Raw genomic sequence first — 23,992 nt, forward strand, 5'->3', positions numbered from 1 at the left:
GGGGCTTCACCTCGACGACGGGAGGCGGGGGCCGGAAGACGACGTCCGTGCCCTTCTTCTCCTGGATGACGTCGCGCACCTTGCCGGCGAAGGAGACGACCGCGACTCCGATGAGCACGAAGACCGCGACGGACGCCGTGGTGGAGAGCGCGAACCTTCGCGCCGAGGCGACATCAGAGGCGCTGTCGAACGTTTCGAACATGGCTGACGCGCATATAGCGACGCCATGTTTCAGGGGTGTCCGGACCCCGTGACACTTTCAGGCCAGGAAGATGACGGACATGTCACGGCGCCCGCATGCCACGCAGGGTGCGAGGCAAACGGGCGAGAGTGTCACCAGGGGTCATGGCCCGAGGCGCGCCTTGCTGGCGGATCTGCCACAGCAGGGCGATGAACAACGCGCAGTAGATGAGCGCGAACGGGCGCATCAGCATCACCTCGCGCGACCACTCGATACCCAATCCCTTGTCGGAGAACACGGTGCCGATGAAGGCGATCATCCCTACGAGGGTGAGGTTGGTGCGGAAGCGGCCCTCGGTGGCGGCGCGCAGCAGGGGCCAGGCGAGCACGAAGTTGGCGCGCCAGGCCAACGGTGACAGGAGCGTCACACCCAGGCAGCACAGGGCCAGCAGATCCGCTGGGCCGGGCCGCGCCCACAGCACGCCCGCGAGGAACAGCGCGATGGCGACGGCCTGCGCCAGGGTGATGGCGAAGGAGGGCGGTGTGGTGACGGTGCCCGGAAGGACCAGCGTCATGAGCAGGCTGGGGAGGCCCTGCGCGTTGCCACTGAGCACCCAGGGCGGCGTGGTGCGGGCGAGCGTCTCGCTCCACATCTGGAACTGGGTGAGGGTGCCGTCCCAGCCGTAGCGCGCGAGCGTGGGCAGCGAGAGCACGACGCCGAACACGGCGGTGGCGCCGATGACGCGCCAGTGGCGGCGCCAGAGGAAGAACAGGCCGATGAGCGCGGCGGGGGGCTTGAGGAGGAAGGCCACCGCGAAGGCCGCGCCCGGACGCCACACCTGGCCGCGCTCGGCGCCGTGCGCGGAGACGACCACGAGCAGCAGCATGACGACGTCGACCTGGCCATAGAACAGCTCGAAGGTGAACGCGGGCAGCAGGGCGATGGTGGTGAGCGCGGGCGCCCAGGCCCATGGCGTGGCCTCACCGGGGCCGTGCGGCGATCGGCGGGTGAGGCGGGCCACGGCCACGAGTGCGAGGATGGAGCCGACATTCCACAGGGCGACGGCCAGGCGCGGGGGCAGGAGGCTGAAGGGGATGAAGAGGGGCGCGGTGATGGGCGCGTACTTGAACGGCATGGTGCCGTCGGAGACGCGGTAGAGGTCCGTGCCCTCGATGAAGCGCTCGGCGGCGGTGAGATAGACGCGGAAGTCCACGCCACGGCGCGGGTGCTGTCCCACGGCCACGGCGGCCACCAGCAGCACGGCCAGCACCAGCCACCAGAGCCAGCGGGCCCACTTGGTGGAGGTGAGCTTCGAGGGGCTCGCGGTGTCGCTCAGCGCGCTCGCGGATTGAGATGAGGTCGTCACGGGGCCGGGCTCCCGGGCTCGAGGACAAGGGAGTGGACGGGCCCGTTCACTCGGGGTGCGGGCGAAGGGCGGGGAAGGCCGTGGTGTCGGCACGGCCCCGGAGCGTCGACGGTCATCGAGGAGGCTGCGAGTGCGGGGAGGTGTTCACCATTTCACGCCGGAGCCCTGCCCGGCAACGGCCTCCGTGTGGAGGCGCGAGGTGGATCTCCCGCCCGCGGGTCCGCCCGCCTGCCCTGACGTGGCGCGAGGGTCGTCACACCGGGTGTGCCCGGATGTGCGGTGTCGTCGCGGAGGAAGGTGTTTCACTGACCTGGCGGCACATGCGCAGGGCCGCGTTGTCACGAGCGGGGAGCGGTGTCCCGCGATGGGCGCCCGGGCGCCCGGGTGGATGAGACTTCCCAGGTCTGTATGGGATTGAGCCCCGCATGCAAAGGCTGTCATGCGGGGCGGGACTTGGGAAAAGGCTTCCCCACGTGCCTCGCGCTACAGGCCGTACTCCTCCAGCAAGCGCAGCCACACCTCGCTCATCGTGGGGAATGACGGCACCGCGTGCCAGAGCGTGTCGAGCGACACTTCACCCGCGACGGCGATGGTGGCCGCGTGCAGCATCTCGCCCACCTCGGGCCCGGTGAAGGTGGCGCCCAGGATGACCCGGCGCTTCTCGTCCACCACCAGCTTCGCCGTGCCACCGAGCTCCTCACCGAACAGCGCGGTGCCCGACACCTTGCCCAGGTCGTACTGCACGACGCGCACGGGCAGCTTGGCTTCACGGGCCTTCGCTTCCGTGAGGCCCACGCTCGCCACCTGCGGATGCGTGAAGATGACTTGCGGCGTCGCCTTCGCGTCCGCCCACGCGCTCGCCTTCTTGCCCGCGATGACGTCGCCCACCAGTCGCGCCTGGTACTTGCCCATGTGCGTCAGCAAGTTGCGTCCATTCACATCGCCACACGCATAGAGCCAGCCACCCTCCACGCCCTTCGCGCGGAGCTGGTCATCCACCTGCACCGACTCGCCGGCCTTCAGCCCCACCGTCTCCACGCCGAGCGAGTCCGTGCGAGGCACGCGCCCCATGCCCACCAGCAGTTCGTCTCCCTTCAGCTCCTCACCCGACGCGAGCTTCACCGTCACTTCGCCCTTGCCTCCAGGGCGACTCACGCTGGCGATGGACGTGCTCAGCATCACCTTCACGCCTTCATCGCGGAGGGCCTGGGCGACCTGCTCACCCACGAAGGGCTCGAAGCGCGACAGCAGCGCCTTGCCGCGCTCCACCAGCGTCACCTCGGAGCCCAGCGAGCGCCACGCCTGCGCCAGCTCCACGGCCACCACGCCGCCGCCGAGCACCAGCAGTCGCTTGGGCACCTGCTTCGCGCCCGTGCCTTCGCGGTTGTCCCACGGCTTTGCTTCCTTCAGCCCCGCGATGTCCGGGATGCGCGGCCGGCTGCCCGTCGCGAGCACCACCGCGCGCTTTGCCTCCAGCTCGCGCACGGTGCCGTCCTTGCCCTCGACGCGCACCTTGCGAGGGCCGGTGAGCTTGCCGTGGCCCCGCACCACCGTGAGCTTCGCGCCCTCGGCCCACTTCACCTGGGAGTCGTCCTTGTAGTGGTTGACCATCGAATCGCGGTGCTCCAACACCGCGCTGGCGACCAGCGGTCCCTTGATGGTCTCCCGCACACCGGGCGAGTGCTTCGCCAACCAGAGGGCGTCCCCTGGACGCAGCAGCGCCTTGCTCGGAACGCAGGCCCAGTAGGAGCACTCGCCGCCGAGCAGCTCGTGTTCGACCAGGGCCACGGACAGCCCGGCCGCGGCGGCTCGAGCTCCCGCGTTCTCTCCCGTGGGCCCACCACCAATCACCACCACATCGAAGACATCCGCCATGTGTTCGCCCTCGCGCCCTGCTGCGTAGGCAGGGAGGCGCGAAGGGGCCAATCCCATTCGAGGCTTCTCGTCGGATGGTGGAAAGAAGGGGTGGCGACCACCGGACATCCGCCCCTCTCCAGGCAGGTCGACGGCGCACGCTGTCCTCCAGGTGACGCCGGCCTTGTCCCGAGAGGCGGGGCCGAATCGACGCGTGTCAGGAGTCCCCGGGCCTTTTCGTCCGCGTCCGCCGGGGAACGCGAGCCGGCGTTGACGGCCGTGCGTTCTCCCCGTCTGAAACCCACGAGTGTTCGTGCCGGAGACTCCGAGCGCGGGCGGGAGGTGTGCCATGGGGACTGCGATGAACGGTGTCTCGGGTCGCTTCGCGTCGTGCACGTCTCTCCGAAGCTGAGTCGCTCCCTCACCTGCCTTCAGGGCTGAGTGGGTCGGAGCGAGTCGCCTCCAGAACGAGCCAGCACGGCGCGCAAGCCGTTGTCACCGTGCACTCCGGCCGCCATGCCGCGCGTGTCCTCGTGAGCTGAGTCATGAGGCCCGCGTCGCATGCGCGGCCTGCTGGGAACACTTCGTCCACTCATGTCTTCTTCCAGGAATCGTCGTCCCCGCGCGTCCCGTCGGCGCGAGGGTGCTGTCCCGTCGTTCTCGCCGTCGTCGTCCGAGCCTCCCTCCGCGCGTCACCTGCGCGTGCAGTCCACCCTGTTCCAGGAGGTCTCCCTCCTCTTCCGGAGCGAGCTGTCCGACCCACGACTCGAAGGCGTCTCTCCGACGTCCTTCGAGCTGACGCCGGATGGCCGGCTCATCCGCATCGGCTACACCCTCACTCCCGCCGCGGCGTCCGGAGCGCGCGAAGTCCAGGAGGCGCTGGCCCGAGCCAGCGGCTATCTACGCTCGCAGCTCGCTCAGCACCTGGACCTCAAGCGGGTGCCGCAGCTGCGCTTCATCTACATCGGCGTGGCGGAGCGCTCGCTGGAAGCCCCGCCGCTCGTCGCGTCACAAGACGCCACTGTCACCGAGGACGAAGAGCCCACGTTCCTCGGCGACGATGGCGACGAAGAAGGAGGTGAGCGATGAGTCCCCGCGTCCTCCCGGCCGTGCCCGGCGCCGTGCCCATCCTCGTCTGGGCCCGAAGCCTGCCTCCGGGCGCGGAGCAACAGCTCCGACACCTCGCCTCTCAGCCCTACGTCGTCGAGCACGTGGCCGCGATGCCGGACGTCCATGTCGCCAACGGCGTCGCGGTGGGCTCCGTCTTCGCCACCGCGCACCACGTCGTCCCCGGCGCCCTCGGCGGCGACCTGGGCTGCGGCGTGAGCGCGTACCGCTTCGACTATCCCGCCGCGTCACTCGGACGTGACACGCTGGAGCTGCTGCTCACCCTCCTGGCCCAGGCCATCCCGGTGGGAGACGCGACGCACCGAGGTCGCGGCCTCCCACTGCCCGCCGCGCTGGAGGCGCCGCCGCTGTCCACCCAGAAGCTGAGCCACGTCTGGGAGCGGCTGGCGCCGCGACACCTGGGCACACTCGGCGGTGGCAACCACTTCGTCGAACTGGACAGGGACGCCGGAGGAGACCTCTGGCTGCTCCTGCACTCGGGCTCTCGCGGCGTGGGGGCGGCCATCGGCGAGCACCACCAGCGCGTCGCGGTGGCGCTCGGCGAAGGCAGCCTGCCCGGCCTGGACCTGCACACGCAGGAGGGCGCCGCCTGCCTCGCGGACCTGGACCTCGCCTGTCGCTTCGCCCGAGCGAACCGCGACACGCTGGCCACGCGAGCCCTCGACGTGGTGTCGCGGACGCTGGGCATCGAGGTCGACCCCCGGTCCACGGTCGACCTCCACCACAACCATGTCGCCCGTGAAACCCACTTCGGACGCGAGTTGTGGGTGCACCGCAAGGGCGCGGTGGGACTGGAGGCGGGGCAGCCAGGGCTCATCCCCGGCTCCATGGGCACCGCCTCATATGTCGTGGAAGGCCGGGCCGAGCCCCGCGCGTTCCGCTCCTGCTCCCATGGCGCCGGTCGCGTCCTCACCCGGCGCGAGGCCCGCGCCCGCATCCGCCCCTCCGCCCTGGCCCATGCACTGAGACGCGTGGTGCATGACGCCGGACGGGCCGAGTCGCTCGTGGAGGAGGCACCCGCCGCCTACCGCGACCTCGTCGAGGTCCTGGAGGACGAGGCGGACCTCGTCACCCCCGTCCGGCGGCTGACTCCCATCGCCGTCCTCAAGGGCTGAGCCCCTCCGCGCGGGGGCCCGGACTCGGGATTGCCGGGCCTCCGCCGATACACGCGGAGTCGTCAATTCACTCCTGGTGGAATTCAGCGCCCCAGGAGCGGTTCTTTCCTGGGTTGATCCGCGTGGAAGTGGGGTGGGAGGGGGGCTCGTCGCATCCTGACGTCAGAGTGGGTTCCCGAGCCCGTCCAGATGCCGTAGAATCGGCCGCCAGAAGTACACGTGCGAACCTGCTGGGGCGTCGTCTAATGGCAGGACATCAGACTTTGACTCTGAGTATCAAGGTTCGAATCCTTGCGCCCCAGTCATTCCGCTCCGGGGGGACGCGGTAGCCAGCGCGTCCGTCCGTGTGCATGAAGGACGGTGGCCCGATGCCGCAGAAGACGCTCCTGCTGGTCTCCGTGGGAAGCCCAACGGCAACCCTGTTGAAAGACCTGCAGGACCCACTGACCACACAGATGGGCACCGCTTCGGTGGTGGCGAAGACGGCGCTCCCGACGCCGGCCTATGCCCACAACAAGGACCGTGCCCAGTACCACTGCAACGCCATCATGCGTCGGCTCACGCCGATGATGGAGCCCGGGCAGCAACTGGTGCTCGGCGTGACGGACGTGGACCTCTTCGTTCCGGACTCGCCCTTCGTCTTCGGCGAGGCGGACCGCGAGTCACACACGGCGGTGGTGAGCGTGTTCCGGCTTCGCCAGGGCGCTGACGGTGAGCACCTGCGGCGGCGCATCCAGGTGGAGGTCATCCACCAGGCGGGCCATCTGCTCGGGCTGTCCTACTGTGAGGACCCCCGGTGCGTGATGTTCTTCGCGCAGTCTCCGCAGGACTGTGACCGCAAGCAGCTCTCGCTCTGCAACCAGTGCCGCAACGAACTGGTCAAGCTCAACCGCTGAAGTCGCCGCGCGGGTGTGCCCGTGAATGCCGTCACTCGCGTTGACGTCCGACCCGGCGCGCCCTGTAGTGCGGGGCTCTCAACCGGGCCGGTGACGTGGAGCGACTGCGATGACGGGGAAGCGGTTTTTCGTCGGTGGGTTGTTGGCGGTGGGGCTGCTGGGCGGGTGCGAGCCGTTCGAGGATGACGGCGGCGGCGGCGGCGCGGGCGACGTCCGGTTCAGCAAGGGCTTCGCCTTCGTGCGCGAGGACGACCGCAACGTCTTCGTGGTGGATGACGCGGGAGACCCCAACAGCCCGCAGCGGCTCACCAGCACCGGCGGCGCCTACTGGCCCTCGGTGTCGAGAGATGGCCGCAGCATCGTCTTCGTCCAGCGCGGCGGCGGCACGTCCCTGCTGACGGTGCCCACCACTGGCGGCACCGTGGCCACGCTGTTCACCGAGAACGACGCGGCCTGCGCGCGCGGCTGCACCAACTTCCGCACGCCCACCTTCAGCCCGGACGGCCGCAGCGTCGTCTTCGTCTTCTCTCCCGGCAACAGCTCCCTCACCTCGCTGGGGCGGGTGAACACCGACGGCAGCGGCTTCCAGGAGCTCACCCCGAACCTCCCCGTCGGCTTTGGGGCGCCGTCCTTCGTCCCCAATGGGACGGCCGTCGTCGCGCCCTCCGGCAGCGGGCTCCAGCAGCTCAACCAGGTGGCGTACGTGCCGGTCTCCGGAGGCGCCATCATCTACTCGTCGCTGGGCAATGACGTCGTGGCCGTGGCCAACCGTGTCGCGGTGTCGCCGGACGGCTCGCAGGTGGCGCTGGACGGACGTGGCTCCTCGAGCAGCGTGCGCACCTATGTGGGAACCCTCAGCGGACGAGGGAACCTGGGGACCTTGCGACGCGTCACCAGCTACGGCGGCGCGAGCGCGCAGGAGACCTGGCCGGTGTGGACGGGAGCGAGCCAGGTCGGCTTCCTCTTCGTCGACTCGGCGGGTGGGGACCCGGGCATCTACCGCTCCACCGTGAGCGCGGCGCCGTCGAACTCCGTCACGCTCGCGGTGCCCAGCGCGGCCGAGCCCTCGTACGGCCCGCTGTAGTCCTGTCTCCAGGCGCTCAGGTCCCCTGGCATCCGCGTCCCCGAGGCGCGATGCTATCCGCCGCCAGGAGGCTGCCATGTCCCTCTTCGATGCCGTGCTCGCGGGTGACCGCGAGTCCTTGAAGTCCCAGCTCGACGCGGGCGAGCACCCCGACCCGTTCGATGACGAGGGACTCACACCGCTGATGGTGGCGGCGCGGGAGGGACACACCGGCCTGGTGGAGCTGCTGCTGAAGGCGGGCGCGGACGCGACGATTACGAACCGCATCGGCGAGTCCGCGGTCATCATCGCCGCCGCCCATGGCAGCTCGAACTGCGTGTCGGTGCTCTGGGAGAGCGCGACGGAGGACGAGCGCTCCATGGTGCCCCTGTTGCTGCGCTCCGATGCCATCACCGGCCCGGGCACGGCCTCTCCGCCCACCACCCCGCCCAAGGACGACTTCCGCCGGAAGCTCGCGTCCGCGGGCGCGTACGTGACGGGCAAGCTCGGGGATGACGGACCCACGAAGCGGCTGGAGCGGGCGCTGCGTTCGGAAAAGCAACGCAAGCCCTGAGCACGCGTCCGTGTCCGGACACTCGCGGCGTTCACCAGCCTCCACGCCCGAGTGGCCCCGCACCGTGAGGGAGAGGTCGCGCGTACGGTCCGCCCTCGCTTCGAAGTGAGACCTCGCGCCGGTGGAAGTGCGGTGCCTTCCGGGGAGGCGCGCGTGCCGGCCTGATGTCGAGCCCCCGGAGGAGTCACCGCATGGCGACGTCCGAGCCGAAGATCGTCCTGAGCGGGACGGTGCAGGGCCTCTTCCAGATTGCGCTGAAGGACCGCCTGTCCGAGGACGCGTGGCGCTTGCTGCGCGAGGCGGGGTTGGATTTGTCCGTCCCGCTGCTGCCGACGTATCCGTTGGCCTCGTGGCTGCGCTGGCAGCACATCGTGCTGCGCGACTTGTGGCCGGACAAACCGCTCGAGGAGGCCTGGCGCCTGTTGGGCCACGCGGTGATGGAGGGCCTGCTGGCCACGGTGCTCGGCCGGATGCTGGGCGTGGGCGCTCGCGCGCTGGGGCCGCAGTTCATGCTGTTCCAGCTCAACCGGGGCTTTCGCGGCACGGACAACTACGTGGAGACGCAGGTGAAGGCCATCTCTCCCGGGCGCGCGGAGTTGTGGTTCAGCGAAATCAACGACAGGCCCCACTACTACGTCGGCGTCCTGGAGTTCCTGCTCACCCTCTCCGGCGCGAAGGAGCCTCGTGTCTCCATCGTCGCGCGCGAGGGCTCCGCCTGCACGTTCCTCCTGGAGTGGGTGAAGTGAGCGCCTGAAACGACGAAGGGCCCTTCGGCTTCGCGGTGGAAGCCAAAGGGCCCTCTTGTCTGCTTCGCGCGTGCGCTACTCCGGCTTGGCGCTCAGCGTCGCACCGGGAGCCACTCCACTGGCCGCGCCGCTGCGGACCTCCAGCGCGTCGGCGACCAGCTCGGTGATGTCCTTGACCTTGATGTTCTCCTCGCGGCCGGTGTCGTTGACCGCGTCGCCGAGCATCGTCGAGCAGAAGGGACACGCGACGGCGACGATGCCCGTGCCGCCCTTCTCCTTGTAGTCGCCCACCATGCCCGGCTTCTTCTTGTCCGAGGCGTTGGGGAACGGCGTGGTCGGGTCCTCGGCGTGCTTGAGCGTCAGCGCCACTTCGTTCAACCGGTTGTGGTTGATGCGCGTGCCGATGTGCTCCTCCATCCACATGCGACCGCCACCGGCGCCGCAGCAGAAGCCCTCGCGCTTGCTGCGCTGCATCTCCACCACTTCCAGCCCAGGGATGGACTTGAGCACTTCGCGGGGCGCGTCATACACGCCGTTGTGCCGGCCCAGGTAGCAGGGGTCGTGGTACGTCAGCTTGGTGTTCATCACCGCGGACAGCTTGATGCGCTTTTCGCGCAGCAGCTCGTTGATGAGCTCCGTGTGATTGATGACGCGGTACTCGCCGCCGAACTCCGGGTACTCGTTCTTGATGGTGTTGAAGCAGTGCGGGCACTGGGTGATGACCGCCTTCACGCCCATCGAGTTCCACGACTCGACGTTCGTCTTCGCCATCGTCTGGTACAGGTACTCGTTGCCCATGCGGCGCGCGGAGTCGCCGTTGCACATCTCCTGCTTGGACAGCGTGGCGAAGCTCACGCCCCCCTCCCGCATGATTTTCACCAGCGAGCGGCTGACCTTCTTCTGCTTGTCGTCGTAGCTGCCCGCGCAGCCCACGAAGAACAGGTATTCGTACGGCCCGCCGTCGTCACCCCACGTGGGCAGCGCCAGGTCCTCGGCCCACTCGTCGCGACGGTCCTGGCCCAGACCCCAGGGGTTGCCCTGGCGCTCCATGCCTTCGAACACGCGCTGGATTTCGGGGGGGAAGTCCGCCTTCACCTGCACCTGGTAGCGGCGCATGTCGATGAGGCGCGGCACGTTCTCGATGAACACCGGACACGCCTGCTCGCACCAGCCGCAGCTGGTACAGGCCCAGATGGTCTCGGAGCTCAGCGCGCCGCCGACAATCTCCTGCAGCGGCTCCTTGATGCGGTTGGGGCCGTAGCCTTCCTCCACCCACTGCTCGTGGTCCCAGATCCAATGCTTCAGGTCCTGGTTGACGGCCTTGTGCGTGAGCGGCTTGCCGGTGATGTACGTGGGGCAGTGTGTCTGGCAGCGGCCGCACTCCGTGCAGGAGTACAAGTCCAGGCCCTGCTTCCAGGTGAGGTCCTTCACCGTGGCGGTGCCGAACTCCTCCTTCTCCAGATTCGGCGTGGGCAGCTTGCCGGTGGAGTGGGTGCGCTGGAAGAAGACGTTGGGCAGGCCGGTGATGATGTGGAAGTGCTTGCCGATGGGCAGGAAGTTCAGGAACGCCAGGACGATGACCAGGTGGAGCCAGAAACCACCGATGCCCAGCACGTGCGCGGCCGTGGGGCCCAGGGGCATCATCACCATGCCGACGAGGCTGGTGACAGGCTCCCACCACACCAGCGCTGACGGGGCCGCGGGCACCTGCGTGGCGCCCATGGGCACCTGCTGCGCCGCCGCTTGCGCCGCCACCATGTGGCTGCCGCCAAAGATGAACTCCGACACCATCAGCCCGGAGATGAAGCCCAGGATGAGGTACGCCTCCCAGGACTGGGACATGCGGTCCGGCTTCACCTTCCAGCGCGTCCACACGTAGTAGCCGCAGCCCACCAGGGCCAGCGCCGCCACCAGGTCCTTGATCAGCAGATATCCACGGTAGGCGCCCAGCAGCGCCCCGTTGTCCATCCAGAACGGGTGGCTCAGGTCGGTGAAGAGCTCCAGCGCGCCGGACGAGAAGCCCATCGCGAACATCATGATGGTGCGAATCTGCAGCACCATGAAGGCCGCGTAGATGAGCACGTGCATCAAACCCGGGGTGAACTCCTCCGGGTCGACCATGCGCTTCTGACCGAGCCCGAAGAGCACGAGCCGCTTGATGCGCAGCGGGATGTTGTCGAGCCGGTTCTCCGTCTTCTTCATCGCGAGCAACACGCCCACGCGACCAGACATGGTCATCACGAAGATGGGGATGGCGATGGCAAGCAATAGGCCGGTGATGATGGGACTCATTGGGACTCGGAGGACCTCTGGGGGGACGCGGCGGAAGGCCCGTTGCCGCGACGCGGCAAAACTGGAGTGCCCGTCAACCCTAACAGGGGTGATTCTCGAATCAAGCGCTGAGCGGGCGGGGTGTCCGGGACTGAAGCACGGAAGCAGCGCCACGAGCGAGCAAGCTTGCTCGCTCCACGGATTTACTGACACCCGCACTGTCAGGCTACCGCCTTGAAAATGCCGCGGTGTTGACTGCTGTGTGGTTCCCTCCGACGCCAGTCCGACCTACCTTGTACGACGGCCTCGCAGCCTGTCAGGCACTGAACTTCTTCTCAACCCACTGAAATAATTGGGACAAAGCTTGGAGGGCGGGCGGGCAGGCGAGGGGCCGGAACGAGGGATGGAACTTTGATGCCCCAAGGGCTTTACAACGCGGGGCGACATGGTCACCATGGTCGGTAAATCGGTCAACGAGTTTTGAGCCGGGCACCGCATCGTGCGGACCCACGCGGACCGAACAGGGGGGCGCCCACGAGGAGGCGAGCCGAAAGGCCGTCCACCTTCCCTGAAGCGGAGCGCCCAAAAGGAGTCGGACATGGTTCACGATGACACCACCTACATGGACGATGAAGGGCTGCCGTATGTGGACCTCGCCGAAGATGGTGAGAGTGAGTCCGTGATTTCCGTGGATGGTTCTCCTGGTGGCCGCATGTGGGGCTATTCCGAGGAGAAGTGGGGCGGCTGGAGCGCGGCGGAGTGATTCGCGGCCCCCGCGGCCCGCGGATGCGCGGGGGCGCTTCTTTCGTACTGGTGGTTCGGCTCGTGCGGTGGCGCCCTGAGTGGGTGGCTCCCGGGCCGGTGTTTTCCCGGTGACGCCCGGTGTCCGGGGCGCCCGTCATCTTCTCCTTCAGGCTGTCGTCGTTGAGCGCGCCCTGGCGTCGTGCGCGAAGCTTCCGCATGCGCGCGCGTGGGGCGGGAGGCTCGGATGAAGGTGCTGTGGTGCTGGCGCTGCAAGTTGGACGTGCCGATGCTCGACGAGGAGGAGTTCGCGCGGGTCGCCGGACTGTACCGGGCGGCGTTTTCTCCACGGAGCCCGGCGGAGGCGCCGAGCGCGGAGCGGCGCTTCATCATCGAGGAGCGGTTCCGGCCCGTGTGTGAGGAGTACGAGCGGCTCACCGGGTTTCGCGAGACGAACGCCAACGCGGTGATGCACCACCGGCTCAGTCAGTATGGGCCGCCCTGTGCGCACTGCGGCAAGCCGCTCCGGACGCCCGAAGCGCGGCACTGCGCGGCCTGTGGCGTGACTCGCTAGTCGCCCCCCCGCACGCGGTCAGGATCTACCCCCACGTCGGGTGTGAAGGGCGCTACCTCTTGCTTCCGAGGTGTATCTGCCCACATCCTCGACGTGGAAGCCTTCCCCTGCGGATGCATGCCTTCGGGTGTTGTGGCCCATGAGACTTCGGTCGTGAGGGACGTCGTCGCTCACGGGGCGGTTCGCGGCAGGATGTCTCGTGAGAGCGCGCGGGAGCACGGATGAAGCAGACGGCCTTGGCAGTGGAGCGCGACGGGGAGAACGGCCGCGAAGTCCTGCTGCTCGTCACGCTGGAGGCGGACGCGGACGCGCCTCGCGCCCCCGTGACGGCGAACCTGGTGCTGGACCGCAGCGCGTCCATGCGCGGTGTCCCGCTGCTCGCCGCCGTGCAGGCCGCGCAGTCCCTGGTGGAGCGCGCCAGTCCTCGCGACTACCTGGGCCTGCTGACTTTCGACGCGGAGCCGGAGCAGTTGTTGCCCGTGCGCGCGATGGACGCCGCCGCCAAGACGACGTTCCTCAAGGCGCTGTCACGGCTGGAGTCCGGTGAGGGCACCGCGCTGCACGAGGCCGTCGAGCGGGGCGCGGAGGCCGTGCGCCGCGTGCTCGTCCCCGGCGCGCGTCCGCAAGTGTTGATGCTCACGGATGGCGAGCCGTCCGTCGGCCCCTCGCACCTCTCCGAGTTCAAGACGCTGGGCGCGCGCGTCGTGGAGTCCGGCGTCGTGCTGCACGCGCTGGGACTGGGGCGGCACTACCTGCCCGACATCCTGGAGGCGCTCACTGGCCCCTCCGGCACCGGCTTTGTCCACGTGGATGACCCGGAGGGCCTGCCGCAGGCGGTGGGCTCGCTGTCCGCGGAGCTGTTCGGCGAGGTGGGCTCGGACGCGCGCGTGTATGTGTTGCCCTCGGGCTTCTCGGAGCTGCGCTGCCGCCACCGCTACTCCTCGCGCGTCGAGGGCGACGCCATGAGCGCGTCCCTGGGCGCGGTATCCCAGTCCTTCCCGCGCCGCGTCCTCTTCGCCGGCAAGCTGAACGCGGCCGACTGGAGCCTGGGCGTGACGACCTCGTACATGGAGGGCACCGATACACGGCGCCTGCCCGTACCGGTGGCGCGCGTGCTGCCCGACAGCGAAGAGGGCCGCTTCGTGCGCGCGGTGTCCGCGGAGCTGGAGCTGGTGGCCGCCGAGGCCGCCGCCTGGAAGGCCCTGGGCCGCCGCCAGCAGTCCGTCGCGGAGGCGGCGCTGGAGACCGCGGACCTCGCTCTCTACAAGCTCGCGCGACTGGGCTCGCAGGAAGTTCCGCCGCAGCGACACATGGAGCGACTGGCGGACCTGCGCCGCATCGTCGAGCGCCGCGCCGCGCAGCCCCAGGCGCTGGTGATGCGCCGCGCGCACTCCGAGGTCTCCCGCGTCACGTTGAGCCGCGTGGGCCCCGCGCTTCCGCTGCCTGCCCTGTCCCCCTGGAAGTCGGAGGACTGAGTCTCTCCTACACGGGTCGCCCGGCTGCCCACCTGTCCGGTGCGGCCCTGGGTGTCCACGCCGCGTCACCCGGGGTGTCCCACGGTCCGTCGCACGCCCCAGGCGCGGGCGGGCGCGGGGAATGTCCCCCTGCCTGGAAGGTTCTCCCTCGGAAGCGGGGCCCGTCGGATGCTGGCGAGCCGGCTTCGGGTGGGTTAACGGGAGACGCATGAAGCACTCGGTGTCCAAGAGGCTCGCCCTGGCGGGCGGTATCGGCATGTGGCTGGTGGCGGCGGTGGCGCAGGCGCAGGCGGCGCTGCCTCCGTCCGCGGTGGCCACGGGCGCGCCCGACGAGGGCAACCCGCGCTTGGAGGCCGCGCTGCTGGTGGATGCCACCCAGGTGAAGCCCGGAGACACCTTTCGCGTGGGAGTGCGCTTCCGGTTGGACCCGGGTTGGCACATCTACTGGAAGAACCCGGGCGACTCCGGCCTGGAGACAGACATCACCTGGGACACGCCGGGCACCACGGTGGGCGCGCTCCAGTGGCCCTTTCCGAACACCTTCCGCACGCCCGACGGCTTCATCGTCACCCACGGCTATGACGGCGAGGTGCTCCTCTTCGCGCAGGCCACGGCCTCCGAACAGGCCACCGGCGCGCTGAACCTGTCGGCCGCGGTGAATGCGCTGGTGTGCGAGGTGCACTGCATCCCCGCCGACCTGATGCTCACGCGCTCGATTCCCCTCGGGCCGACGACGCTCGTGGACGCGGAGTCGACGCCGACGTTCGACGCGGCGAAGGCGCGGGTGCCTCGCCCGGTGGCGGACACCGGCCACACCGCCGCGCTCGCGCTGGACGTGAAGCAGCTCACCGCGGGCCAGGAGTTCACCGGCACCTTCACGGTGTCGCTGCCCGGTGGCGCGGCGGTGCCCTCCTCGGAGACGGACGCCTTCGTCCCCGAGCGCATCCCCGGCGTGGACAAGTTGACGCTCACGCAGACTGCTCCGGGGCGCTTCGCGCTGAAGGGCAAGGCGGAGCCGGATGCACCGAAGGCCGAGCCTCGACTCAAGGGCGTGCTTCGCCTGGGGACCGCGGCCACCGGTTATCAGGCGCTGGAAGTCGACGTGCCCATGGCGCCCTTCGCGGCGACCGTGGGCGCGGCGGCTGCGCCCGTCGTGGCGAAGGCGCCCTCCATCAAGGATTCGCTCGCGGCGGTGAAGCCGGTGTCGAGCGCCACGAAGGCCGCGCCCGCGGAGTCGACGATGGGCCTGGGCATGGCGCTGTTGTTCGCGTTCCTGGGCGGCGCGCTGCTCAACCTGATGCCGTGCGTGTTCCCGGTGCTGGCGCTCAAGGCGTACGGCTTCACGCGCATGGTGCGCCAGGAGCAGGGCCGGGTGGGCGCGCACGCGGCGGCATACGCGGGTGGCATCGTCGCGAGCATGCTGGCGCTCGCGGGCGCGGTGCTGGCGGTGCGCGCGGGCGGCGCGGGTGTGGGCTGGGGCTTCCAGTTCCAGGAGCCGCTGTTCGTCGCGGCGGTGAGCGCGGTGCTGGTGGCGTTCGCCCTCAACCTCTTCGGTGTCTTCAACGTGGGCATGGATGGCACCGCGCTGGCGGGCAAGGTGGACCAGAGCCACGGCCTGCTTCACAGCGCGGGCGAGGGCGTGCTCGCGGTGGTGCTGGCCACGCCGTGCTCGGCGCCGCTGCTCGGCACGGCGGTGGGCTTCGCCTTCGCGGCGGGTCCGCTCACGGTGCTCGCTGTCTTCACCGCGCTGGGCCTGGGACTCGCGCTGCCCTTCTGTCTGTTGGTGCTGGTGCCGGGGCTCGCGAAGAAGCTGCCGAAGCCGGGCGCGTGGATGGAGCGCTTCAAGCAGGTGCTGGGCTTCGCGCTCCTGGGCACGACGGTGTGGCTCGTGTGGGTGATGGGCGGGCTGGCGGGGGTGGACGGCATGGCGCGGCTGTTGGCCTTCCTCGTCGCGGTGGGCCTGGGCACGTGGGTGTATGGCCAGTCGCAGCTCCAGGAGGGAGGGCGCCGGTGGGGCACGCTGGCGGTGGCCGCGCTGGTGCTGGTGGGCTCGGGTGTGGCGGCGCTGCGCTTCGAGGAGGCGGCGCCGGCGGCTCGGGCGTCTTCCACGGTGGCGCAGGCGCAGCCGTGGAGTGACGAGGCGGTGGCCTCCGCGCTGGCGGCGGGGCAGCCGGTGTTCATCGACTTCACGGCGGACTGGTGCCTCACCTGCAAGTTCAACGAGCGCACCGTGCTGTCGCGCGAGGAGGTTCGCGCGGCCTTCACCGAGCACCGGGTGGCGTTCTTCGTGGCGGACTGGACGCGCCGCGATGCGCGAATCACAGCGCGGCTGGCGGACCATGGCCGCGCGGGCGTGCCCATGTACCTGGTGCTCAGCCCCGGCGCGCCGGACAAGCCGGAGGTGTTGCAGGAGTTGTTGACGGTGGACGCGGTGGTGGACTCGGTGAAGCGCGCGTCGGAGTGCTCGCCGCTGCGCCGGCAGGACGGCTCGAAAGTGCTGTGCGCCGCTGGATTCCCTCGGCCTTGAAACGCAGTCATCCGCAGTCAAGCAGTGCCCAATCAGGAGGAACGCCATGAAGCAGGTCTTCACCGCTCTCGCGCTCGGCTCGGTTCTCGTGGGTGTCCCCGCTTTCGCGGACGCGGAGGTCGGCAAGCCGGCCCCGGCCTTCACGCTGAAGGACGAGACGGGCAAGGAGCATTCGCTGTCGCAGTACAAGGGCAAGGTGGTGGTGCTGGAGTGGACCAACCCCGAGTGCCCCTTCGTGCAGCGCCACTATCAGGCCGACACGATGGCCAACACGCTGAAGGGCTTCGACGCCAAGAAGGTGGTGTGGCTGGCGGTGGACTCGACGGCGCACAACACGCCGGAGAAGTCCGCCACGTGGAAGAAGACGGAGGGCTTCACGTACCCCGTGCTCCAGGACGCCAGCGGCGCGACGGGCAAGACGTACGGCGCCAAGACGACGCCGCACATGTACGTCATCGACACCGAGGGCGTGGTCCGCTACGCGGGCGCCATCGATGACGACCCGCGCGGCAAGAACGACAAGAAGGTCAACCACGTGCAGACGACCGTGGACGCGGTGCTCAACGGCAAGCCGGTGCCCGCCTCCACCACCACGCCGTATGGCTGCTCGGTGAAGTACAAGAGCTAGCGCACGACGGACACAGCCAGGCTGTGACGAGGGCTCTCTTCCCGCTGGGAAGGGGGCCCTTCGTGCGTCTGGAGTCGCGCGCTCGCGCGCGGGTAGCAGCACGGTGGGAGGACCGCGAAGTCCACTGACCGCGGAGCAACCATGCCCGGATGCGATTGCTCCGGCATGGATTGCAACTCGATGACCGTGGCAATGAAAGTGCGCCCTTGCCTGGCACCGCCGGGGGCAGGGCTGGGGTGTCTTCCCGTGTCTGGGGTTGGACGTGCCTCACTCCTTCTCCCGGTGTGGAGATGCACCGTCATGTGGAGATACGAATCCCCCGCGCGCCGCTCATGGGTGGCCGCTCTGGTCCTGGCCGCGTCACTGGGCATCGGATGCAGTGAGCCCCAGCGCACGCGCAACGGGCCCGAGGCACCGGGGTCCGCGATTGTCCTGGGCGAGGACTTCATCGAAGTTCCCCGCGAGCTGACCTCCGAGCAACACACGCAGGTGACGCAGAGGCTCGACGGAGTGGTGGACCCGACGGGGCGGACGTTCTACCTCGCCATCCGCAAGAGCGAGCTGAAGCAGCGCTGGTTCCTGTCCGCCACGCTCCGACAGCTCAACGCCGAACCCGATTTGTTCGGCTTCCCCGTGGTGCTCAATCCGCGCGTGGTGCGTTTCCACGAGCAGAATGGAAGGCTCTATCTCTTCGATGCCCGCGACGGGTTGGTGAGGAACGACATCTTCAAGCCGGACTCGTTGGTGGAGGCGTATCCCATCGTGACGAACCACACTCCGTTCAATCGCTTGCCGGGCTCGGACCAGTACGTGCTCATCGACCCAGCGGCGGGGCTCAACCGGGTCGGCATCCTCGGTGACCGTTGGTATGGGACCGCGGAAATCGGGTTCACGCTCGAGCTGCTCTTCTCCCAGCGCTTCCGTCGTGTCTCGGATGGAGTCCTGTTCGAGCAGGTCTTCACCGGGTACATGTCGCTCCCCGACGACCGCGGCGACTACCTGGAGCCGAATCACTTCCGTGGAGCGGGCACGTTGTCCATGGCACTGCGCAAGTACAGGGAAGGCGAGGGCTTCACGGAGATGCCAGCTCCGGAGCGACCGCACTACTTCCTCGGCGAGGGACGCTTCATCCCCAACACAGGGGAAGTGGAGCAGATGGCCGTCAAGTGGAACATCCGTCCTGGGATGAAGCCCATCCGCTGGTTCATCACCCCCACTTTCCTGTCGCTCAAGGAGGACGCTCGCTACCGGGATGCCGACATCGTGGGCGCAGTGAGGCGAGGCATCGAAGGCTGGAACGCGGTGTTCGGTTTCAAGGTCTTCGAGGCCGTGCTGGGCGACACCGGAATGGACATCGGAGAGGATGACAAGAACTTCGCCATCTACGACCCCGGGATCAGCGGCGGTGGGGCTGTCGCGGACTGGAGCTCGAATCCCAATACGGGCGAGGTCCGCAGGGCCACCATCTTGATCAACGCCGCCATGATTCATGATGCCGAGGCGTTCTTCGCGGGGACGCCGGAAGCCCGCTCTTCTCGAAACGCCCGTGAGGAAAGCTCGAGGCCTCGTCTGTCCTGGGGCGGATTCACCCACGAGCCCGCCTGTGAGCTGGACGCGGCGTCCTTCCACTCAGGCTTTTCCGCCCAGGTGTCCCCTGAGGAGGTCATCGCCGAGGGATCTCCGCTCACCACGCACGAGAAAGTGGAGCGCTACGTCACATACATCATGCTGCACGAGGTGGGGCACACGCTGGGCCTGCGTCACAACTTCAATGGGTCACGGGTGTACGACGGCACGCCCAATACGCCGCGCTCGAGCACCGTCATGGACTACGCCGCCATGCCCGATACCCTTCACGTGACGGCGCCTGGCACGTATGACGTGGCGGCGGTGCGTTACCTCTATGGACTGTCCACGGAGCTGCCCACGGACTTGTTCTGCACGGACCAGGACATCCTGGTCTGGGAGGACCCTGCCTGTTTCCACTACGACCGCTACGACGACCCGTTGACGCGCTTTCACACGCCCAACATGCGGGTCGTGGTGGGGCAGGTGCTGAGTGGTGCACCTGTTGGCGGCGAGTTCCGCTCGAACCTCTCCGCACTGGACCTCTTCGTCAGGGCTGGGGACGCGAGCGAGCAGGCCCAGGCCTACGACGTCCTCATGGAGCAGGTGCGGCCACCCCTCCAGATTCCCGCGGGCCAAGGTGCCGCGTACGCGGCCCGTGCCAATGACCTGGCTCGCCGCATCCTCAGCTACCTCTACCTGGATACGCGCAGTGGGCAGGTCCATCTGTTGAAGCCTCCTCCGACCACGCCCGCATACACGCAAGCCTTGTTCGCGGACGTGCGCGGCATCCTGTTGAACGTCGATGGGGTGCGGACCTTCCCCGTTCGCCGGGTCATGGTGGCTCTCCTGAAGACGCACCAGACGCTCGCGGCCTATGGCGTGTTGCAAGAGGTGCACACGGAGCTGACGGCGCGACTGCCGACGCTCAGTGGAGAGGAGAGACTCGGGACGATGGAGCTCTTGGGCCGCATCGAAGTGGCCAGCTCGCCCTACTTCCGTTGAGGTGAGCATGGTGCCGAGGGTCCTCTTTCCCCCAGGGAGGAGGGCCCTTCGTGTTCATGCCGGGCTTGCGCGGGTCTCTTGTCATGCCCAGCCGTCCGCCGGACCTTCTTCGGGAAGGGAGAAAAAGCGATGTCTGAGATAAAGAGCGACCCGCTGAAGAACGACGAACGCACTGAGGAAGAGGACGAGGAACTCCAACGCGAGGCCAGCGACGAGGAGGAGGGACCCGAACGCCGCGACGAGGATGAGGAACTCGAATACGAGCAGGTCAGCATCAGCGAGAAGGAGCGCTACGACGGCTAGGTCGTCAGCCTGCTCATGGTTGAAGCCTCGCTTCGGGTGATGACGCTGGACGAGACCCCACGTCAGGCATGCAAGGGGTTCTTCGGGTGAGGCCGTCCGTGCCGATGCGCATCCTCGGCTCGAGGCGGCCCTCCCTTCACCCGGCCGACATCCCTGGGCAACAGCAGGAATGAGCACAGGGCGCCCAGCACGCACAGCCCCGCGGACACCCACAGCGCTTCACGAGTCCCCTGGAGGAACGCGTCACCCGTCTTGTTCGCGAGTCCTCCCAGGAGCGGCAGCAGCGCCACCGCCAGGAGTCCGGCGATGCGCGCCACCGCGTTGTTCACCCCCGAGGCGATGCCCGCGTGCCGGTCCTCCACCGCGCCGAGCACCACCGCCGTCAACGGCCCCACCGTGAGACTCAAGCCCAGGCCCAGCACGAGCACTCCCGGCAGCACCGTGCCCACGTAGCTTCCGTCGCGGTGGATGAGCGTGAGCAGCGCCATGCCCACGCCCGCGAGCAATGGCCCCGCCGTCATCAACGGCCTGGCGCCGATGCGTCCCGCGAGCCTTCCCACCAGCGGAGAGAGCAACAGCAGCATCACGGTGATGGGCAGCAGGGACGCGCCCGCCGCGAGCGCCGAGTATCCGAGCTGTTGCTGCAGCGCGAGGATGAGCAGGAAGCCCACGCCGCCCAGCGCGAAGTACACTGTCAGCGTCGTGAGGTTCGCACCGGAGAAGGTCCGCGAGCGGAACAGTCCGAGCGGCAACATCGGGTTGGGTGCGCGCGACTCGATGAAGAGGAACGCGGCCAGCAGCACCGCGCCGAAGACGGCGGCGAGTACGGGGAACACGGACCAGCCATGCGCGGGTCCTTCGATGAGCGCGTAGATGACACCGCCGAGTCCCAGCGCGGCCGTCACCGAGCCGGCGATATCGAGCTTGCGTGCAGCGCCCGTGGGCCGGTCATCCGGCACGTGGCGCAAGGTCGCCCACGCGGTGAGCGCCGCCAGGGGGAGGTTGAGGAAGAACACCAGTCGCCAGGAGGCCACGTCCACCAGCCAGCCTCCGAGCAGTGGCCCCAGCGCGGTGGTGACGCCGGACAGGCCCGCCCACGCGGCCACCGCGCGCTGTCGGTCCGCTTCGGGGAACGAGGTGCGCAGGAGCGCGAGACTCGCTGGCACCAGCAGCGCCGCGCCCATGCCCTGCGCGGCCCGGAAGAGGGCGAGCGTCCAGGCGTTCGGCGCCAGGCCGCACAGCACTGACATGGCGGTGAAGCCCACCACGCCCAGCAGGAAGACGCGGCGCTGTCCCCACGCATCGCCGAGCGCGCCGCCGGTGAGCACCAGCGAACCGAGGGTGAGCAGGTAGGCATCCACGGCCCACTGAAGGCCGGTCATCCCCGTGTGGAGGTCTCGGCCCAGCGCGGGCAGCGCCACGTTGACGGCGGTGGAGTCGAGGAAGGCCATGCCGCTTCCGAGCACGCTCGCCAGGAGCACGCCGCGTCCCCGCGCACTGGCATAGGGCACGGTCGTTTCGCCGGGAGAAGTGTCGGAAGGCATACGGCTCAAGCGTGGGACGTGTGCCGCCGTCGCGCCACTCCGCTCGGTCGATGGGTATCAGCCACCCTGAGGGCGAGAGCCTGGTCGCATGGATGCCCGGCACGTGGATGGGTGGGGCCTTCGTGCACACCCTGTCCGCGGGCGATGGATGACCAGGGAGAGAAACGATGGCGACCGAGTGCAAGCACATCGAGCAGGCGGGCAACCCCGAGGCGAGGACCGACGGCTGCGAGGAGTGTCTGAAGATGGGGGCGCAGTGGGTCCACCTCCGGCGCTGCCTGGAGTGCGGCCACGTCGGGTGCTGCGACTCGTCGCCGAACAAGCACGCGACGAAGCACTTCCACCAGACGAAGCACCCCGTCATCCAGTCGTTCGAGCCGGGGGAGACGTGGGTGTGGTGCTTCGAGGACAAGCTGATGATGGACGACCGTCCCGGGCAGGGCGACTCGGCTCGCGTCTAGGGACGATGGGTGGCTCCGGGCCGCGTGCACCCGGAGCCACGTCTTGCTCATGCCGCCACGGGCTCGATGCGCGGCCGTGTGCGCGCGGAGACCTGCTTGCGCCGTCCCTTGCGCAGCACGTCCAGTGACACCTCTTCGTCGGTGGCCAGGGCCATCAATCGCTGGAGGTCATCCACGCTGCCGACGGCTCGACGGTTGATGGCCAGCAGCAGGTCCTCCGGCTGGAGCCCCGCGTCGTCCGCCGGTGTGCCGTCCTGCACCTTCAGGATGCGCACCGCTCGGGGTTGTCCCGTGTCGCGCGCATGCTCCGAGGCCAGGTTCACCGCCACCGCCGCGATGCCGAGGAATCGCCGCTCCACCTTTCCCCTCTGGATGAGCAGGCTGGCCACCCACGCCGCCGTGGTCGCGCTCACCGCGAAGCCGATGCCCTGCGCATAGGGCAACACCAGCGTGTTGAGCCCCACCACCTCGCCACGCGTGTTGATGAGCGGCCCTCCGGAGTTGCCCGGGTTGATGGCCGCGTCCGTCTGGAGCATGCCCTCCAGGATGACGCCGTCGGGCAGCGTGACGCTGCGGTTGACGGCGCTCACCACCCCGAGCGCCACCGACTGCTCCAGCCGGAAGGGATTGCCAATCGCCATGACCAACTGACCCACTCGCACCGTCTCCGGCGCGGCCAGCGGCAGCGTCGGGAAGTCGCCTCCCTCCGCGCGCACCACCGCGAGGTCCGTGGGCGCGTCACCGCCCACCAGCGAGCCGCGCAACTCCTCTCCGTTGGACAACTGCACCGTCAGCTTGCGAGAGCCCCGCATGACGACGTGGCGGTTGGTGAGGACATAACCATCCGGTGTGAGGAAGAGACCGGTGCCATGGCCCCGTGCGTGCTCCACGCCCACCACCGCGGGCGAGGCGCGCGACGCGAGCGTCTCCAGGTCATCCGAGAACTGTTGCAGCAGCTTCATCGCGTCACCCCTCTCCTCACGAGCGCTTTCCGATGGTGATGGGCACTTCACGCACCTCGCCGGCTCGCAGCACGCGCGCCGGGACGGCGGTGCCCACCTTCTCGTCCCCCAGGTAGCCGAGCAGGTCCTCCACGCCGTGCAGCGACTGGCCACCCAGGCTCACCAGCACGTCGCCGAGCAGCAGTCCCGCCCGGTGCGCCGGTCCGTCCGGGTCCACCGAGAGGAAGATGAGTCCCGCCTCCGCGCCGGCTGAAGCCCACTGGTGCTGGGGCAGCTTCACGGGGTACGCCCCGACGCCCAGGTAGCCGCGACGGATGCCTCCGTGCTCGCGCAGCGACGCCGTCACCCGCGTCAGCGTGTCGTGCGGAATGACCACCGCCGAGGTGCGAGAGAAGGCCGCGGTGAGCAGCCCGACGAAGCGGCCCTCCACGTCCACCAGCGCGCCTCCGGAGAAGCCGGGCGGCAGGTCCGCGTCCGTCTCGAGGTAGCGGTCCACGCGTCCGCCCGCGTGGGTGCGCCAGCCCTCGCCATGCGTGCTCACCATGCCGAGCGTGGCGCGCGCCGTGCGCCCCGGCCGCGCCACCGTGACGACGAGGTGGCCCACCTTCACGCCATCGAGGGGCGCGAGCGCGAGCGGAGTGAGATTCGTTGCATCGATTTTGAGCAGGGCCACGTCCGTGCTGGCGTCGCGGCCGATGAGCTCCGCGGACACGGTGCGCCCGTCGGACAGGCCTGCTTGAAGTGGGCCCTCGTGCTCGACGGCGTGGCTGGTGGTGACGACGAGGCCCTCGGCGCTCCAGACGAGGCCGGTGGCGCCGCGACGGCGTCGAGCGTCCACCCGGACGACGCTCGGTGAGGCGCGCTCCACGATGGAGGCGAGAGATTGGGAGAGGGCAGGAAGAAAGTCGGTGGACATGGCGTGTTCCTTTCGAGGTGGAAGGTAAAAGCCTCGAAGGCGCGCCACATCGGCGAACCGGGCAGGGTGCTCACCTGCCCGTTCGGGTAGGTCACC

General features: G+C 68.9%; 20 protein-coding genes, 1 tRNA gene and 1 pseudogene. 15 read left to right on the forward strand and 7 right to left on the reverse strand.

The window, feature by feature from the left end; genetic code table 11:
* The 3 genes and pseudogenes from HUW62_RS07880 to HUW62_RS07890 form a co-directional block, all read right to left on the reverse strand.
* Window positions 1–202 (reverse strand): annotated as a pseudogene (locus HUW62_RS07880) (energy transducer TonB); the annotation flags it as partial.
* An 82-nt stretch (window positions 203–284) separates the two neighbouring features.
* Complete coding sequence (locus tag HUW62_RS07885) at window positions 285–1,547, reverse strand: glycosyltransferase family 87 protein (RefSeq protein WP_163867657.1); 1,263 nt, start codon at window positions 1,545–1,547, stop codon at window positions 285–287.
* Window positions 1,548–2,030: 483 nt separating this feature from the next.
* Window positions 2,031–3,422 (reverse strand): NAD(P)/FAD-dependent oxidoreductase, encoded by a 1,392-nt coding sequence (locus HUW62_RS07890; protein ID WP_176434050.1) that lies wholly within the window; start codon window positions 3,420–3,422, stop codon window positions 2,031–2,033.
* 573 nt (window positions 3,423–3,995) lie between these two features.
* Here HUW62_RS07890 and HUW62_RS07895 point away from each other — a divergent pair.
* The 7 genes from HUW62_RS07895 to HUW62_RS07925 all read left to right on the forward strand — a co-directional run bounded on the left by HUW62_RS07895 (window position 3,996) and on the right by HUW62_RS07925 (window position 8,923).
* Complete coding sequence (locus tag HUW62_RS07895) at window positions 3,996–4,490, forward strand: ribosome-binding factor A (protein WP_176434051.1); 495 nt, start codon at window positions 3,996–3,998, stop codon at window positions 4,488–4,490.
* On the forward strand, window positions 4,487–5,644 hold the full coding sequence (locus HUW62_RS07900) for an RtcB family protein (protein ID WP_176434052.1): 1,158 nt from the start codon (window positions 4,487–4,489) through the stop codon (window positions 5,642–5,644). Before HUW62_RS07895 ends, HUW62_RS07900 begins: the two co-directional genes overlap by 4 nt.
* 231 nt (window positions 5,645–5,875) lie before the next feature.
* Window positions 5,876–5,946 (forward strand) — tRNA-Gln (locus HUW62_RS07905).
* A 66-nt stretch (window positions 5,947–6,012) separates the two neighbouring features.
* Window positions 6,013–6,540: a non-proteolytic archaemetzincin-like protein gene (locus tag HUW62_RS07910; RefSeq protein WP_163867653.1), complete on the forward strand. Its 528-nt coding sequence runs from the start codon at window positions 6,013–6,015 to the stop codon at window positions 6,538–6,540.
* Window positions 6,541–6,649: 109 nt separating this feature from the next.
* Window positions 6,650–7,624, forward strand: coding sequence for a PD40 domain-containing protein (locus HUW62_RS07915; RefSeq protein WP_176434053.1), 975 nt, complete (start codon window positions 6,650–6,652; stop codon window positions 7,622–7,624).
* A gap of 76 nt (window positions 7,625–7,700) precedes the next feature.
* Complete coding sequence (locus tag HUW62_RS07920) at window positions 7,701–8,177, forward strand: ankyrin repeat domain-containing protein (protein WP_176434054.1); 477 nt, start codon at window positions 7,701–7,703, stop codon at window positions 8,175–8,177.
* Between the two features lie 191 nt (window positions 8,178–8,368).
* Window positions 8,369–8,923, forward strand: coding sequence for a DUF2378 family protein (locus HUW62_RS07925; protein ID WP_176434055.1), 555 nt, complete (start codon window positions 8,369–8,371; stop codon window positions 8,921–8,923).
* Window positions 8,924–8,998: 75 nt separating this feature from the next.
* On the opposite strand, the gene HUW62_RS07930 is transcribed toward HUW62_RS07925, so the two are convergent.
* Window positions 8,999–11,215 (reverse strand): (Fe-S)-binding protein, encoded by a 2,217-nt coding sequence (locus HUW62_RS07930; protein WP_176434056.1) that lies wholly within the window; start codon window positions 11,213–11,215, stop codon window positions 8,999–9,001.
* A 577-nt stretch (window positions 11,216–11,792) separates the two neighbouring features.
* Between HUW62_RS07930 and HUW62_RS07935 the strand changes: the two genes are divergently transcribed.
* The 7 genes from HUW62_RS07935 (at window position 11,793) to HUW62_RS07965 (ending at window position 20,013) form a co-directional block, all read left to right on the forward strand.
* Entirely contained in the window at window positions 11,793–11,957 is a 165-nt protein-coding gene (locus HUW62_RS07935) for a hypothetical protein (RefSeq protein WP_176434057.1), read from the forward strand.
* 225 nt (window positions 11,958–12,182) lie between these two features.
* On the forward strand, window positions 12,183–12,509 hold the full coding sequence (locus tag HUW62_RS07940) for a hypothetical protein (protein ID WP_163867648.1): 327 nt from the start codon (window positions 12,183–12,185) through the stop codon (window positions 12,507–12,509).
* Window positions 12,510–12,730: 221 nt separating this feature from the next.
* A complete protein-coding gene (locus HUW62_RS07945; protein ID WP_176434058.1) occupies window positions 12,731–13,984 on the forward strand; it encodes a VWA domain-containing protein in 1,254 nt (417 codons plus the stop codon).
* Window positions 13,985–14,192: 208 nt separating this feature from the next.
* Window positions 14,193–16,511 carry a protein-disulfide reductase DsbD gene (locus HUW62_RS07950; RefSeq protein ID WP_176434059.1) on the forward strand — a complete coding sequence of 773 codons (2,319 nt, stop codon included), beginning with the start codon at window positions 14,193–14,195 and terminating at the stop codon, window positions 16,509–16,511.
* Between the two features lie 46 nt (window positions 16,512–16,557).
* Window positions 16,558–17,139 carry a thioredoxin family protein gene (locus tag HUW62_RS07955; RefSeq protein ID WP_163867645.1) on the forward strand — a complete coding sequence of 194 codons (582 nt, stop codon included), beginning with the start codon at window positions 16,558–16,560 and terminating at the stop codon, window positions 17,137–17,139.
* Window positions 17,140–17,439: 300 nt separating this feature from the next.
* Window positions 17,440–19,710: a zinc-dependent metalloprotease gene (locus HUW62_RS07960; RefSeq protein WP_176434060.1), complete on the forward strand. Its 2,271-nt coding sequence runs from the start codon at window positions 17,440–17,442 to the stop codon at window positions 19,708–19,710.
* Window positions 19,711–19,839: 129 nt separating this feature from the next.
* Window positions 19,840–20,013, forward strand: coding sequence for a hypothetical protein (locus HUW62_RS07965; RefSeq protein WP_163867643.1), 174 nt, complete (start codon window positions 19,840–19,842; stop codon window positions 20,011–20,013).
* 62 nt (window positions 20,014–20,075) lie between these two features.
* Here the strand turns inward: HUW62_RS07965 and HUW62_RS07970 are convergent, their stop codons facing one another.
* A complete protein-coding gene (locus tag HUW62_RS07970; RefSeq protein ID WP_368670364.1) occupies window positions 20,076–21,524 on the reverse strand; it encodes an MFS transporter in 1,449 nt (482 codons plus the stop codon).
* Between the two features lie 200 nt (window positions 21,525–21,724).
* Here HUW62_RS07970 and HUW62_RS07975 point away from each other — a divergent pair, with 200 nt between their 5' ends.
* Window positions 21,725–22,018 carry a ubiquitin carboxyl-terminal hydrolase 14 gene (locus tag HUW62_RS07975; RefSeq protein ID WP_176434062.1) on the forward strand — a complete coding sequence of 98 codons (294 nt, stop codon included), beginning with the start codon at window positions 21,725–21,727 and terminating at the stop codon, window positions 22,016–22,018.
* Window positions 22,019–22,065: 47 nt separating this feature from the next.
* Here the strand turns inward: HUW62_RS07975 and HUW62_RS07980 are convergent, their stop codons facing one another.
* Entirely contained in the window at window positions 22,066–22,980 is a 915-nt protein-coding gene (locus HUW62_RS07980; RefSeq protein WP_163867636.1) for a S1C family serine protease, read from the reverse strand.
* A gap of 16 nt (window positions 22,981–22,996) precedes the next feature.
* On the reverse strand, window positions 22,997–23,896 hold the full coding sequence (locus tag HUW62_RS07985; protein WP_176434063.1) for a S1C family serine protease: 900 nt from the start codon (window positions 23,894–23,896) through the stop codon (window positions 22,997–22,999).
* Window positions 23,897–23,992: the final 96 nt, after the last annotated feature.

The sequence above is a fragment of the Myxococcus sp. AM011 genome, assembly GCF_013372595.1.
Taxonomy (GTDB): domain Bacteria; phylum Myxococcota; class Myxococcia; order Myxococcales; family Myxococcaceae; genus Myxococcus; species Myxococcus eversor.

Coding starts and splice junctions, on each gene's coding strand:
- HUW62_RS07960 (WP_176434060.1), top strand. CDS start 17,440: ATGTGGAGATACGAATCCCCCGCGCGCCGCTCATGGGTGGCCGCTCTG.
- HUW62_RS07920 (WP_176434054.1), top strand. CDS start 7,701: ATGTCCCTCTTCGATGCCGTGCTCGCGGGTGACCGCGAGTCCTTGAAG.
- HUW62_RS07900 (WP_176434052.1), top strand. CDS start 4,487: ATGAGTCCCCGCGTCCTCCCGGCCGTGCCCGGCGCCGTGCCCATCCTC.
- HUW62_RS07965 (WP_163867643.1), top strand. CDS start 19,840: ATGTCTGAGATAAAGAGCGACCCGCTGAAGAACGACGAACGCACTGAG.
- HUW62_RS07925 (WP_176434055.1), top strand. CDS start 8,369: ATGGCGACGTCCGAGCCGAAGATCGTCCTGAGCGGGACGGTGCAGGGC.
- HUW62_RS07950 (WP_176434059.1), top strand. CDS start 14,193: ATGAAGCACTCGGTGTCCAAGAGGCTCGCCCTGGCGGGCGGTATCGGC.
- HUW62_RS07910 (WP_163867653.1), top strand. CDS start 6,013: ATGCCGCAGAAGACGCTCCTGCTGGTCTCCGTGGGAAGCCCAACGGCA.
- HUW62_RS07935 (WP_176434057.1), top strand. CDS start 11,793: ATGGTTCACGATGACACCACCTACATGGACGATGAAGGGCTGCCGTAT.
- HUW62_RS07975 (WP_176434062.1), top strand. CDS start 21,725: ATGGCGACCGAGTGCAAGCACATCGAGCAGGCGGGCAACCCCGAGGCG.
- HUW62_RS07940 (WP_163867648.1), top strand. CDS start 12,183: ATGAAGGTGCTGTGGTGCTGGCGCTGCAAGTTGGACGTGCCGATGCTC.
- HUW62_RS07915 (WP_176434053.1), top strand. CDS start 6,650: ATGACGGGGAAGCGGTTTTTCGTCGGTGGGTTGTTGGCGGTGGGGCTG.
- HUW62_RS07985 (WP_176434063.1), bottom strand. CDS start 23,896: ATGTCCACCGACTTTCTTCCTGCCCTCTCCCAATCTCTCGCCTCCATC.
- HUW62_RS07930 (WP_176434056.1), bottom strand. CDS start 11,215: ATGAGTCCCATCATCACCGGCCTATTGCTTGCCATCGCCATCCCCATC.
- HUW62_RS07890 (WP_176434050.1), bottom strand. CDS start 3,422: ATGGCGGATGTCTTCGATGTGGTGGTGATTGGTGGTGGGCCCACGGGA.
- HUW62_RS07980 (WP_163867636.1), bottom strand. CDS start 22,980: ATGAAGCTGCTGCAACAGTTCTCGGATGACCTGGAGACGCTCGCGTCG.
- HUW62_RS07945 (WP_176434058.1), top strand. CDS start 12,731: ATGAAGCAGACGGCCTTGGCAGTGGAGCGCGACGGGGAGAACGGCCGC.
- HUW62_RS07955 (WP_163867645.1), top strand. CDS start 16,558: ATGAAGCAGGTCTTCACCGCTCTCGCGCTCGGCTCGGTTCTCGTGGGT.
- HUW62_RS07895 (WP_176434051.1), top strand. CDS start 3,996: ATGTCTTCTTCCAGGAATCGTCGTCCCCGCGCGTCCCGTCGGCGCGAG.